The following is a 13250-nucleotide window of genomic DNA, read 5'->3' on the forward strand; positions in this document are numbered from 1 at the left end:
GTAAAATATTACTGTTTGCCTTTTTTTGATCAAAAGTGTTACCAAGCCAATTTAAATTGTTTTTTAGGACAAAATGGCTTAATTTACTGCGGATTCTCTAATTTGAGTGTGACATAATGTCTTGATTGTTAGGCGCTTATTTATTTTAACCTGTCAATTCAATCAAAAAACAGTATTAGTATCCTTGATTATTTTATGGAAAGTTACCCGGTAGAGTATTATTACCAAAGCATAGAAAAGTACAAGCAAAGAGCTTATGAAACTTCCTTGGAACTGATTACTCAAGCCATTGCCTTGGATGCAAATCAGGTGGCTTACTATTACCACAGAGGAGGTGTGTTGCAAAGGCTGCAAAAGTTTGATGTTGCTATACAAGACTTTGATAAAGTGATTGGTTGGGAGAGGCAGGCTGCCGCGCCATTTATTGTAGAAGCGTTACTAGCAAAAACGGAGATGCTTTATCAACAAAAAAACTATGATTTACTCATTGCTACCTGTGACCATTTCCTGAGGATTTGTCGCAATCATTGGAAAGGTTTTTTTTTTCGTGCCCTGGGGTTTTACTTTACCCAGCATTATTATTTGGCATACCAAGACATTGAAATGGCGTTTTACCTGAGCAAGCAACCTGACAGTATACGGCCATATCGTGGGTTGATCGGCTTTAAAGTTGGAAAGTTTGTACAAGCACAAGTAGACTTTGATATAGCGATCAGACAAAAGCCAGAAGAAGCCGTATTATGGTTTAATCGCGGAATGAATCTCTACAAACTTAATAAGTTGAGTGAAGCCATTGCTAGTTTTGACAAAGCCACTCAACTAGGTTTAAAAAACAAACAGTTGTATGATTTTAGAGCCAAAGCATTACAACAGATCAATAGCTTGAAATAAAAAAGGACACCTTTCGAGATGTCCTGATTAGCCGTGGCTTTTAAATGTTTTAAACTTCCCATTCTTCCCGCAAAAAGTCAAGATAGTTTTTGTTAGCAGAAGAAAACAAATTGAAATCAGTAGCACTTTTGATAATGCTTATAAACTCACGCAGCTCTTCTACTTCGAATTCTTTGTCCATAGCATCTACTGCTTGCTGAACCAAATCATCTAACTCTCCATCAGGTATATTATGATAATCTTCGTGGAAATAAATTTCAAAAGCATCGCGCACTGCAATAGTATCAAAGTCTAGTTGGCGAGCAATGCGTGGTATCACCCTATCATAAATACGGTCCAATTCATCTTCCGAAATGGTTCCATCAGCACCTAAGCCTTCTACAATAAGCACTGACATAAAGTATTCTAGTCTATCTCTCATCTTCATTAGTTAGTTAATAGTTGAGAAAGCAATCGTGTATACAAGATTGACTAATTGTGTTGTTGAAAATATTACTTAGAATCTATTTTTGCAACAAATCCTTGTATTCTTTTACCAGTTTATTTAGCTGCTTTGCCAATTCTTCGTTTTGCAAAGCTTGACCAATATGCACTTTTTTCAATGTTTCTACTTTTGTAAGGTTAGCAGTAACTGCTGCTTGCCACGCTTTCATAGTTTTTTCTGATACTTGTACTCTGCTGGTGGTTTTGGTCAGCTCGATGTGTTGACGCATATTATTTTTATTGGCTGTTAAATATTCCTGAGCATCTTTTATTCCTGTGATAAGGTCAGGTTTTTCCTTCGTTTTACGCAATAGTTGAGTCGTAAACTGATTTAACTGTTGAATACTGTGTTGTACTTGGGTTTCCTTGGTTTGACAGCTTGACAATAAAATTATCGGTATACAAAATATTAAACTTACTTTATTTTTCATGAGCATTATATAGTTGTGTTGTTATATGTTTTTTATGCAAAGAAGGCGAAGTCAGACAAATTTCAGTGGTAAAGGCAACCCTTTTTAAACGAAGCAGGTCTGCCTTTATATACGAAGATAAAACAACTATTTATTACCATGAAACAATTTATATTGACAATGTTTTTGAGCTTGAGCATAGCTTCTTTGAGCCAGGGACAAGACAACCCCGCAACTTTATTTGGTGGTGCTGGTAACATGAAAATCTCAGGGTTTGGAGGTCCGACAGTAAGTTTAGGAGTAATTGATGGATCAATTGCGATGTTTAATGGAGGAGGAGGAGCGATTATGTTCAACAATTTCTTTTTTGGTGGATATGGGTCAAACATGTCTTTTTCTACTGTGACAAGGTCGGTGGGTGGTGAAAACCTTCGCCTAAGAATGCGTCAGGGAGGCTTATGGTTTGGGTATGATGCACAAGCACACAAACTAGTACATTTGACTTCTAGCCTTAAAATGGGTTGGGGGCACCTGCGATTTTATCGCTCAACAACGTCGTTTTACGATGATACTCAAAGTGTGTTGCGAGAACATTTTTTTATGTTAACACCTGAAGCTGGAATAGAAGTAAATATTACTAAGTTTATGAAAATAGCCCTTACTGGAGGGTATAGGATAGGATTTTCTAACACTATCAAAGAAGATGACAACTCTAGTATAAACCTGAATGGGCAGTACATGGCGCTCACTTTTAAGTTTGGTTGGTTTGGAAAAAGTGGACCTATAACCGAGATAAAGAAACTAATCAAAGATTAAACATAATGTGTGCTTATTGGCTGATGGGAATTTTAAGCCAAACGAAAAATAGCGAGTAGTTTTTGCCCAACTGAAGGGGTAAGTAATAGGTTTTGATTAATGTAAGTTTCTTTTGAAAAATTACTATGTAAGTTTTGCTTGTAAAACATAATTTTAAATAAAGATATTTACATAATATCGTAGTTTTTGACAAAAAAAAAGCCCGTATCAGTTGGATGACGCGGGTTTTTTGCTATTTCGTAACTATGCTATATGTTCTTAAATTCCAAAATTGGTTCGATTAATTAAATAGTACTTTTATAAGATTGATATATTTAAACTATCTGTTTTTTTGTAAAAATCGTCTATTTTAGAGACTTTTCAAAAAAAAATAAGTAATTTTTTTTAGTTAAACTCGTTTCTGCCATTATCTTGTATGGGTAATGCCAAGGTAAGTTGTATAAAAGTTTTATGATCAGCGATTTATTTAAGTGAAAATTAAAGAATTGTAGCGTGTAAATCAAACTAAGATGAATGAATAAGCGTATTCTTTTCTTTAAATGCAACTATTTTTTATACAAATAAAAGTAGTTATGCTATTTATGTAATATTGTGTGATACATTTTATAAAAACATATCATATAACTTTGAATAAACTCAAAAATTACAAAACCAAGGCGTTCAGTTTGATCTCGCGACAAACCGGGCAATTAAGCGTTCTTTTTACAGTTTGTTTCCTGTTTTGTGTACCATTGCAAGCACAACCTGGGGCACGTTGGCAAAATATAGAAACCTTGCTTGAGCAATATCGGCGTCACCTCAAAATTCCTGGAATGTCGGCAGGGGTAGTGCATAATGGAGAACTCGTCTGGAGTAAGGGCTTTGGTTATGCTGATATACTGCGAAAGGTCAAAGTCACTCCACAAACCATTTTTCATATTGCGTCTTTAACCAAAACGTTTACTGCTGCCATTGTTCTCAAACTTGAGCAAGCTGGTAAATTAAAATTGACCGATTCATTGGCAAAGTATGGGATCAACAAACCAAAGCTAAAGCACCTTCAGGTTCGACATATTTTATCGCATGTCTCAGATAGCAAACCAGTAGGTAATGCTTACAAATACAATAGTCCCAGGTTCGAGCTTTTAGGAAAAGTATTAAAAAAAGCCAGTGGAAAATCCTTCGCTCAGTTGGTGACGCAATACATTGCCAATCCCTTAAAGATGCATCATACTGCCCCTAATATAAATGCTCGCAAAGATTTTTTAGTGGCTAAACGAAATTGGTACACCTTTACCCAAAAGTTGGCCAAACCATATAAACTAAAAAATGGGCAACCTGCCAAGTTTGTTTACTCTAACCGCTTTAATACTTCGGTAGGAATGATGTCTAACATTTCTGATTTGGCAAAATATGCCCAAGCGTTGGAAGGAGAGGAGTTATTGACAGCTAAACAAAAGAAACGTATTTTTCAGCCTTGGGTTACTCCAAAAAATGATACTTTACCTTATGCTAAAGGTTGGTTTGTACAGTGTTATCAAGGAGTAGAGATGTATTGGCATTATGGATATGGACGCTCTTGTTCTTCTTTAATTTTGAAGGTACCTGACAAAAAAATGACCATATTATTGCTCGCCAACACCGATATGTTGAGTGAGCCTTTTAGTGCAGGTTTAGGGGTTTTTGGTGATGTTACATCCTCACCCATAGCTAATATCTTCTTACGCAAATTGGTGTTCGCTAATAGTTCCTTGCCTGACTTAAACTATATAAGTAACAATGGTAAAAGTCTGCAAGCCCAATGGCAAGCTACTCAAAGGACTGCTTTTGCTACAATGTATAAAAATGAATTGATTGCCAACACTTTACTTGCTAAAAGTACCAAGCGACATATACGGTTTGATGCATTATTTCGCTGGCATATCAAGGTGACTTATCCCAGCTACAAACCCGATACAACCCAGTGGAAACATTATATGGGAAAATACCCGGTGAGCAGGTATTATATCTTTAAAATTGTGAAGATCGACAATCAATTGTACTACAAGACCCCGGGGTCGCGGGGAACAGGATTAAAACTGTACCCTATTGCCCCTGATAAGTTCTTGTTGGACCCTTATACTCGCATTATTTTCCGAAATAATCAATTAATTATTCAAAACGATTGGGATGAAGTGAAGATAAGAAAAAAGAAATAAGCATTGCTTATTTGGTAAAATGAGGCTACCTCATAATTCAAACGTTTCCTGTTTTTATTAGAGAAAAACGACTTTAAGGCACTTTATACCTGCTAGTATTTAGAGGTATATTCTCCTAAAATATATGATGAGATAGCTTCAGATAGTGTTTATGAAAGAGTGTTTTCATTTTTATGTTCACTCACAATTTGCCCATCAAATAAATTGACAATGCGATGTGCATACTCAGCATCCAACGATGAGTGAGTGACCATGACAATGGTAGTACCGCCAGCATTGAGTTCAGTTAATAGGTTCATTACTTCTTCTCCATTTTTAGAGTCCAGGTTACCAGTAGGTTCATCCGCCAAAATCAGTTTTGGTTTTGTAATTACAGCCCGTGAAATGGCCACCCTTTGTTGTTGTCCACCCGAAAGCTGCTGGGGAAAATGCTTTTTACGGTGCATAATCTCCATCTTGTTCATAATTTCTTCAACTCGGCGTTTGCGTTCTACAGCTGGTACTTTTAAATAAATAAGTGGTAGCTCTATGTTTTCAAATACTGTCAACTCATCAATCAAGTTAAAACTTTGAAACACAAACCCAATATTTGCTTTACGCATATCGGCACGTTGTTTCTCACTAAACCCACTAATTTCTTTATCTAAAAAATAAAACTCACCTGTGCTAGGGTTATCCAATAACCCTAATATGTTCAACAGAGTAGACTTGCCACAGCCTGAAGGCCCCATGATGGCCACAAACTCACCTGAGTCTATCTTCATATTTACACTGTTCAATGCAGTGGTTTCTATTTCATCCGTAGTATATATTTTACTAAGTTTCTTAGTCTGTATCATTGATTTCTATTTTTTGGCAGCATCTGTTGCTACAGTTTCATTGAATGGTTTATATGGTTTTTATTCTGAGTGATAAAGTAAGCAAGACTGGTTATTTTTGCAACACAAGTTGGTCAATATTTTCATAACCTTCATAGGATGATACAACGACTTTTTCGCCAAGTTTCAAGCCTTGGGTTACTTCGTAATAGTGTGGATTTTGTCGCCCAAGTTTTATGTTACGTTTTACAGCCTTGTCTCCATTAGGGTTTACCACAAATATCCAACCACCGCCAGTTGCCTGATAAAATCCTCCACGAGGGATTAAAACTGCCTGCTGAGAACTACTGAGTTGTAGTTTAATTTGTAAGGTTTGCCCTCGGCGAATTTTAGCCGGAATCGTTTTCAAAAACTCCATATCTACCTTAAACTCCCCCGACTGTACCTCAGGGTATACTTTTTTTACTACCAATTCATAGTTTTTTCCTTCTAACTCAAATGTTCCTTTGAGTCCGGTGTATACTTTAGAAATATAGTGTTCGTCAATGCCTACATTAATTTTATAGCCATCCAAGTTATCGATTTGTCCAATGTTTTCACCCGGAGATTTAGACTCGCCCACTTCGGCTTTGAGAGTTGATAACTGCCCGCTGATAGGTGCTATTACATAGAGGTTGTCTAGTGTACGTTGAGACAAGCCAATGTTTCTTTGCATACGTTGGATAGAAGCATCAAGTTGGTTCAAGCGTTCGGCTCTAAGCATTGTATTTTGTTTGATTGACCTCTTGGCTAATTCAAACTTTCGTTGTTGGTAGTCATAATTATCTTTTGAGGTAAAATATACCTGTTTTGCTATGGCCTTGCCTTTTATTAATTGTGAGTCGCGCCGATGATTTCGTTTGGCTTGTTTTAGTCTGTATTCTATGTCTGCAAGCTCGTTTAAAGTTTGTAATTCATTTTGCCTCATATTGATTTGGGTAGTTTGTCGTTCATTGATCATGTCTAATAATTGTGACTCGCGGTTCATAAAATCAATCTGCAAAGCAGTATTGGTGAATTTCAAAATACTATCTCCTTTTTTTACTTGGTATCCATCTTCTACAAAAATCTTTTCAACCCTGCCACCTTCTATAATGTCTAGAAACACGGTTTTGATCGGCTGGGCTACACCATCAACTACTATAAACTCCTGAAAGTTAGCTTTTTGTACTGAGGCGATAGTTATTTTTCCTTGGCTTACATTCAGTTTCGCTGAAGAATTACCAAAAAAACTGTAAATCAATAGTAAAAGTAATAATCCACCCGCTCCTCCAAGGCTGAAGACTTTTTTGAGTGTCCACTGTTTCTTCTGAATTACTTTGTCCATGTTTTTATAATTTCATAGTTATTAAAAGGCTTATGTGTATGTAGTATCTAACAGGTAATACCATTGCCCTTGCTTAGCCAATTAGAGTGCCACCTTGTATAAGTGGTTGATGTACAGTGTTTTGTATTGTTTTAGGAGGTTTTTTTAGTGTATTATATGTTCGCCTTCAATACAGAAAATGTTCATTGACGAACACTTTGAAATTGGATTGGTTGAGTAATGCTTTTATCATGGTTTTTCACATTAACCAAAAACTCAGTTTATAAAGTGCTAAACCTATAAAATCAGTGATAAATGAAATAGAAGATGTTTATTACTTAGTGAGCATAACAACAAAAATGGTGTAGTTACTACTGCTATGACTTTTAAAATAGCTTACTTCAATATAAGGAGGGGCGATAGGTATTTTTGACATAGTACATTGATCGTTAGCCAAGCACTTTGCCTGACTAACGCAATGTGTATTTGTGGTGTGCTATAAATAAGAAAGAATACTATATAAAAGGCAGGAGGGCAAACGTGTCTTGCTTTTTATATGTATGATAGAGTGAACATTAATCACTGTTTTTTGGTTCACTATTTAAAAACTTCATAAAAGGTTTGCGTACATCCAGCCATAAAACTAGCAGAAACCAGATGGCAAAGCCAATGTATAATCCTGTTTTTATACGCTTGGTTACTTTAATACTAGGGTTATTAAACTTTACAAAACCTTCTACTATTTGTACATTGTCTATCAAAGCAAGGGTTGTATCTACTTTTAGCTCTTCTTCTCGTAGTTTTACAGCTTCCTCATAAAGCTTAGAAATTGTACCTGGGTCTGTAATTTGAATGTTTTGATCTTTGCGAGTAAATACCTTGGCAATGTGGCGTTTGAGAGAGTCAAGTTCTTGGATTTCTTGCCTAAGTTTTTCTTTTTTTTGAGTTAAAAACATCTTTTTGGTATTTACTCTTTTCTTCATGTATTCATTTTCCTGAAGATAAGTAATAATTGCGCCTTCTAGGGCTGTGACATTGGCATTATCAGTCAGGCTTAACTCTATCGCAAATTTTTTGTCTTTGAGTTGAAAAATCTCTTTGTCCCTTTCTTTAGAACTGGCTTGTCTTTCATCTTTCCCTGGTTTCAACTCTTTGTTTTGCTGAGCACTTAAGTCTTTAAGCACTACTAACTTATCTACTGCTTTGATCGATACAATGGTTTTGGCTATTGCTGGGTCAATTTTAAGTATATTGGTAAGAGCTTTATGGTTACCTTCATCCGCTAAGTTTTGCAAAGTTCCCAACAAGCCTGACAAAATAGAGTAATCAGCCTCTTTTGCATCAATCAACATTCTGGTTTTATAGGTAGGTGCTGAAACTTTATGAAAATAAAAGCCAACTCCTCCTCCAATCCCTAGAAAAACAGCTAATAAGAGTCCTCTTTTTATTATTCCTTTAATGACTACTCTCAAAAAGCTAACAAACTGACCCCATAGCTCCCTCAAGTCTATTTCATCTGATTGAACTACCTTTTTTGTCTGTTCGTTTAGATTTGTAATAGGTTTTGCTGCGTTTTTTTCTTCTTCAGGCTTACTTTTACTCTGACTCATGGTCGGTTCTTTATCTGTTTAAAATAAAACTGGCTGTAAATTTATAAAAAAACACTGATTAAGGGCATATATCTATGCCAATTGTGTTTGTCTTTCCTTAAACTCTATCCCAAGTTGCAACAACTCAGCCATGACAGGTGCATATATTTCTTTGAGTGTAGGAATAAAAACCCCTTTTAAGTTGATTTTGCCTAACAAAATGAGTTTGGCAGCTATAGCCAATGGCAGCCCTACTGTTTTTGCCATAGCAGTATGGTTTTCGTCGCCTAGTACTACCAAGTCAGATGTTTTGGCATATTTTGTTTGGTTTGTTAGCTGATACTCAAACTGATGTTGCATGACAATCATATCTTTGTCATTGTCTTCTAATTTCCATTTCTGCTCTAGCAAATGTTGTAATATAAAAGCGGGAGAACCTTTTACTGGAATAGGAATATCGTCTAATAAACCTGCCCAGGCAATTTTTTGAATGATCTCATGGTCAGCAGACTTGCCTATAAAACTTGCAAGTTTATCAACAGTACTCTGAGCACTGGTCTCAGGAAAAAATGCCTCAGTAAAGGTACGGTAAGTCATCCCCTTGGTGTCTACTTCAAAATCGTCTGAGGTAAGCCCCAAACTGACCAAAACAGCCCAGGCGCTACAATAACCATCGCCTCTGAGGGTGCCACGCAACATGGTAGGAATATGATCTAACCCGTACAACTCGCGGTATTTGAGTGAGTCACGGTTGGCGTAGGTTTCAAACTTTCCCAAGCCCTCTACCTCTAAGGAGTCTGTTTGATTGAATAATTGATGATAAGGAATATACTTGTATTGTCCGTTTTCTATATACTGTGCAGTGCCTCCTTTGCCTGCTAATATTACATTACGGGGGTTCCAGGTAAACTTATAATGCCAGGGATTGTTGTCATACTCTGGGGCAACCAAGCCACCTGTATATGATTTAAAGGACACAATATTGCCATTTTGTGACTTGATCTCATCAATCATTTGCATTGCCGACATATGATCAATGCCTGGGTCTAGCCCTATTTCATTTAAAAATATCAGCCCAGCTTCTTCTACATCTTTTGCCATGGCTTTAATTTCTTCTGACAAATAAGAGGCTGTCAATAAGTGTTTTTGATGGATTAAGCAATATTTGGCTACCTCGGCATGTAAGCTGGCCGGTAATAAGGAGACCACCATATCGACTTTGGCTATAGTTTCAGTTGCTTGCGAATGGTTATATATATCAAACACCAGCGTTTTAACGTGTGGATAAGGTGCCAACTTTTGTGTCAACAGGTCAGTAGACACATCAGCAACTGTCATTTTCCATTGATAAGTTTGCACGGCTTTTGCCAGATAATCGATAAGCGCATCAGCAGACCTTCCTGCTCCTATAACTAAAATATGTGCCATATTAAATGTGATTGTGTTTCGTACCCCAAAGCTAAGTCAACTTATTGAAAACCAAAATATCATGGCTATGGTATTTATTATTAATAAAAATAGCTGGTTTTATATAGCCACTTTGTTTTTTATAATTAAATTTAGACTTGATTAACAAACCCCTTCAAATAGGATAATTGAATAAAGTATGAATAATAAACATAGGGTCATCAAAAATAAAATCATCCTATTCTTTATTTCATTTGCAGTTATATTTTTTATTTTACAACTGTTTATCAATGTATACAACAGTAAAATAGAAAACTATAATAAACTGTATAATGAGATTTCTAAAGCCAATAAAGATATTAGCTCTTCTCTTTTGTTTGCGCATCATATTAGCCAACAATATGAAACTGAAAACAGTCAACGTTTACTGCGTAAAAGTATAAATCGTTATCAGGTAATGCTTAACCTTGTAACCCAGGAAGGAGAGGTAGCAGTAGAGCAAGAAAGTATTAGTTTGCCAGGCAATACACCTGAGTTCCGGTTAAACTTAGACCTTATTGCTCCTATATGGAATACTTATAAAACAAATGCGCTCACCCTGGCAAGTCGTGTACAATTTGATTACAATCAATATAACAAATTGTCTCCCGCGCAAGCCGTGCTTGATTTTTGGGCAGCCCAACAAAAAATTATCAACGATTCTATTGCTACTCAAGGTATTAATGAATTGCTCAATGCCAAAGATACTATAGCTGCCATTGATGCATTGGCATTGAAACTTGCCAAAAAATACAAACTTACTTTAAACAAAGATTATTCTTTAGACTCGATAAGCACCAAAGCTTACAAGGCGCTTCAGCAAAATATTGATCCTTTGTCAAAACAAACCAATGAGTTACTTGACAGTTGTGAGTCTATTGTAAACAATACTCAGGCAACCCTACAGTTGTTGTTGTATATCAATTGGGGGATGTTTTTCTTGTTTCTTGCTTTAGGGTACCTGGTGTATAACACTTGGATAGCCATACCAATTCAAAAAATAAACAACAGTGCAGCACTCATTCAAACGGGAGACCTTGACCAAAGAATAGATTATAAAAAACAAAATGAGATAGGAATTATTGCTGATACACTTAACTTGTTGATTGGTAAAATACGTCAGGCAACCACTTTTATCAAAGGTATTGAACAAGGCGAGTTGGATTTATCTTATGAAGCCGAAGAAAAAGATACTTTGTCAGAAGCACTGCTAAACATGCGCGAAAAACTAAGTGCAGTAAATATAGAGGAGCAAGAACGTGCCTGGGCAAACAAAGGGTTGGCGATGTTTAGCAATATTTTACAAACTTACCGTGAAAACACCCAAACACTCGGTTATGAGATCATCTCTAACATTGTAAAATACATTGATGCCAACCAAGGAGGCATTTATATAGTAAATGACAATGACGAGCAGAATATATTTATAGAATTATTGGCTAGTTATGCCTTTGGAAAGCAAAAATACCGAATCCAACAAATCAACACAAACGAAGGCTTGGTAGGACAGGCTTACAACGATGTAGACACTATTTATGTGACCGATATTCCTAATGATTATGTAGATATTTCTTCGGGAATGGGAGGGGCTAACCCTAGCTGCATTTTGGTTATTCCATTAAAGCTAAATGAAACGGTGTACGGGGTAATGGAATTGGCATCGTTTGAGGAGATACCTAGGTATAAAATTGATTTTCTTGAAAAGTTAGGCGAAAACATTGCATCTACCTTGTATGCAGTAAAAACCACAGAACAAACCCACAAACTCTTGTTGGAGTCTACGGAGATTACCCGACAAATGCGTGACCAAGAAAAGGAAATGCGCGACAACCTGCTTACCTTACAACATACTCAAGGAGAAATGGAAGAAAATCAAGAAGTGCTTACTGCACAGTCGTACGCCATGAATACGACCTTGATTACACTGGAAATGGACATTGAGTTTAAAATATTGAATGCCAATGAGTTGTTTTTAGAAACTATGAATTATTCGGCAGCTGAAATTACTGGCAAACATTACCGAATGTTTATAGATACCGAAGATTTTGAAAGCGACGATTACAAGGCATTGTGGAATGACCTGAAAAATGGAGTGCCTCATAAGGGAGAGTTTAAGCAAATCGCTAAGTATGGCAAAGAGGTGTGGTTGCAAACTACCTTTACTCCCATTAAAAATAAAGAAGGTAAAACGTATAAAATTCTTAAAATTGCCTTTGATGTTACGACCGACAAAAAACTAAGGCTTGATTTCCAGGGGCAGCTCGAGTCTTTCCGTCGTTCAAATGCCACTGTGGAGTATGATATGGATGGCAACATTCTGGAAGCAAACGATATCTTCCTGCGTTTGATGGAATATAAGCGTGACGATATTATTGGGCAAAACCATGCCGTATTGGTTACTAACGAAGAACGCAACTCTGAAGCTTATCAACTACTGTGGGATAAACTGGTACAAGGCGAGTATCATTCGGGTGAGTCGCGCCGAGTGTCTAAAAACGGAAAAGAAATATGGATACAGGGCAGTTTTAATCCTATATTTGACCTGAGTGGCAAACCTTACAAGCTGGTAGAGTTTGCGGTAGATATAACCGATAGAAAGAACGCTGAGCGTAAAATATTACTGACTCAACGTAAACTACAAAATAGAGAAGCCAACCTAAAAGCAGTGATTAACAACACTGAAGAGATGATTTTGACGGTAGACCAAAGTTATAAAATCACTTTGCTGAATGATAAAATGAGGGCAGCCTATGCTACTCGAAATATTACCCTAAAAGCAGGATTAAATATTACAGAGACATTTCAGGAAGATAAGTTTAACTACTGGAAACAGCATTATGATAAAACACTGGAAGGCGAAAAAATACAAATAGAAGAGATTTTTAATCACCCTGAAAACAACCAGGATATTTATTGGCAGTTTTCTTTTATCCCTATTAAGAATAAGCTTCGTAAAATCACTGGAGTGGCAGTGTTTATCAAAGATATTACAAAGCAAAAGCAAGAAGCGTTTGAAAAAGAAAAGATTGCTATCAATATTGCTTCTATCAAAGAGCAAGAAACAGCCAAAGCCCAAGAGATACTAGAAACTCAACAGAAATCTATTGCTCGAATCATAGAAAAATTTGAAAAAGAGAAAGCCGACCTCCAGGAAGCTTTAAAAGCTAAAGAACAAGAGCTGGAAATGTTGAGAAAAAAATAAACTCAGGATAAAGCCCTAAATCAATGGCTATAGGTACAATAATAACAAGTACTTATGTTTGGTTACCTGTATC

10 protein-coding genes are annotated in these 13250 nt (G+C 36.4%); 4 read left to right on the forward strand and 6 right to left on the reverse strand.

Annotated features, from left to right (window positions below):
• Nucleotides 1–195 precede the first annotated feature (195 nt).
• The gene (locus tag M23134_RS17015; protein WP_002698269.1) at nt 196–891 is read left to right on the forward strand and encodes a tetratricopeptide repeat protein; all 696 of its coding nucleotides are present in this window, start codon (nt 196–198) and stop codon (nt 889–891) included.
• A gap of 49 nt (nt 892–940) precedes the next feature.
• On the opposite strand, the gene M23134_RS17020 is transcribed toward M23134_RS17015, so the two are convergent.
• A complete protein-coding gene (locus tag M23134_RS17020; RefSeq protein ID WP_157558523.1) occupies nt 941–1312 on the reverse strand; it encodes a hypothetical protein in 372 nt (123 codons plus the stop codon).
• Between the two features lie 82 nt (nt 1313–1394).
• Nucleotides 1395–1805, reverse strand: coding sequence for a hypothetical protein (locus tag M23134_RS17025; RefSeq protein WP_045113757.1), 411 nt, complete (start codon nt 1803–1805; stop codon nt 1395–1397).
• A gap of 138 nt (nt 1806–1943) precedes the next feature.
• Between M23134_RS17025 and M23134_RS17030 the strand changes: the two genes are divergently transcribed.
• Both M23134_RS17030 and M23134_RS17035 read left to right on the forward strand, forming a co-directional pair.
• A complete protein-coding gene (locus tag M23134_RS17030; RefSeq protein WP_045113758.1) occupies nt 1944–2600 on the forward strand; it encodes a hypothetical protein in 657 nt (218 codons plus the stop codon).
• 626 nt (nt 2601–3226) lie between these two features.
• On the forward strand, nt 3227–4777 hold the full coding sequence (locus tag M23134_RS17035; protein ID WP_002698276.1) for a serine hydrolase domain-containing protein: 1551 nt from the start codon (nt 3227–3229) through the stop codon (nt 4775–4777).
• Nucleotides 4778–4926: 149 nt separating this feature from the next.
• Here the strand turns inward: M23134_RS17035 and M23134_RS17040 are convergent, their stop codons facing one another.
• The 4 genes from M23134_RS17040 to M23134_RS17055 all read right to left on the reverse strand — a co-directional run bounded on the left by M23134_RS17040 (nt 4927) and on the right by M23134_RS17055 (nt 9957).
• Nucleotides 4927–5616 carry an ABC transporter ATP-binding protein gene (locus tag M23134_RS17040; RefSeq protein WP_002698277.1) on the reverse strand — a complete coding sequence of 230 codons (690 nt, stop codon included), beginning with the start codon at nt 5614–5616 and terminating at the stop codon, nt 4927–4929.
• A 91-nt stretch (nt 5617–5707) separates the two neighbouring features.
• Entirely contained in the window at nt 5708–6961 is a 1254-nt protein-coding gene (locus tag M23134_RS17045; RefSeq protein ID WP_002698278.1) for an efflux RND transporter periplasmic adaptor subunit, read from the reverse strand.
• 554 nt (nt 6962–7515) lie between these two features.
• Complete coding sequence (locus M23134_RS17050) at nt 7516–8550, reverse strand: GumC domain-containing protein (RefSeq protein ID WP_002698279.1); 1035 nt, start codon at nt 8548–8550, stop codon at nt 7516–7518.
• A 72-nt stretch (nt 8551–8622) separates the two neighbouring features.
• Entirely contained in the window at nt 8623–9957 is a 1335-nt protein-coding gene (locus tag M23134_RS17055) for a saccharopine dehydrogenase C-terminal domain-containing protein (protein ID WP_002698280.1), read from the reverse strand.
• Between the two features lie 178 nt (nt 9958–10135).
• On the opposite strand from M23134_RS17055, the gene M23134_RS38340 reads away from it, so the two are divergent.
• Nucleotides 10136–13177, forward strand: coding sequence for a PAS domain S-box protein (locus M23134_RS38340; protein ID WP_002698282.1), 3042 nt, complete (start codon nt 10136–10138; stop codon nt 13175–13177).
• Nucleotides 13178–13250 lie beyond the last annotated feature (73 nt).

This window comes from Microscilla marina ATCC 23134, assembly GCF_000169175.1.
Taxonomy (GTDB): Bacteria; Bacteroidota; Bacteroidia; order Cytophagales; family Microscillaceae; genus Microscilla; species Microscilla marina.

Bases quoted from the DNA above. Each gene is read 5' to 3' on its own strand.
- M23134_RS17045 (WP_002698278.1), bottom strand. From the start codon at position 6,961: ATGGACAAAGTAATTCAGAAGAAACAGTGGACACTCAAAAAAGTCTTC.
- M23134_RS38340 (WP_002698282.1), top strand. From the start codon at position 10,136: ATGAATAATAAACATAGGGTCATCAAAAATAAAATCATCCTATTCTTT.
- M23134_RS17020 (WP_157558523.1), bottom strand. From the start codon at position 1,312: ATGAGAGATAGACTAGAATACTTTATGTCAGTGCTTATTGTAGAAGGC.
- M23134_RS17030 (WP_045113758.1), top strand. From the start codon at position 1,944: ATGAAACAATTTATATTGACAATGTTTTTGAGCTTGAGCATAGCTTCT.
- M23134_RS17055 (WP_002698280.1), bottom strand. From the start codon at position 9,957: ATGGCACATATTTTAGTTATAGGAGCAGGAAGGTCTGCTGATGCGCTT.
- M23134_RS17050 (WP_002698279.1), bottom strand. From the start codon at position 8,550: ATGAGTCAGAGTAAAAGTAAGCCTGAAGAAGAAAAAAACGCAGCAAAA.
- M23134_RS17025 (WP_045113757.1), bottom strand. From the start codon at position 1,805: ATGAAAAATAAAGTAAGTTTAATATTTTGTATACCGATAATTTTATTG.
- M23134_RS17015 (WP_002698269.1), top strand. From the start codon at position 196: ATGGAAAGTTACCCGGTAGAGTATTATTACCAAAGCATAGAAAAGTAC.
- M23134_RS17040 (WP_002698277.1), bottom strand. From the start codon at position 5,616: ATGATACAGACTAAGAAACTTAGTAAAATATATACTACGGATGAAATA.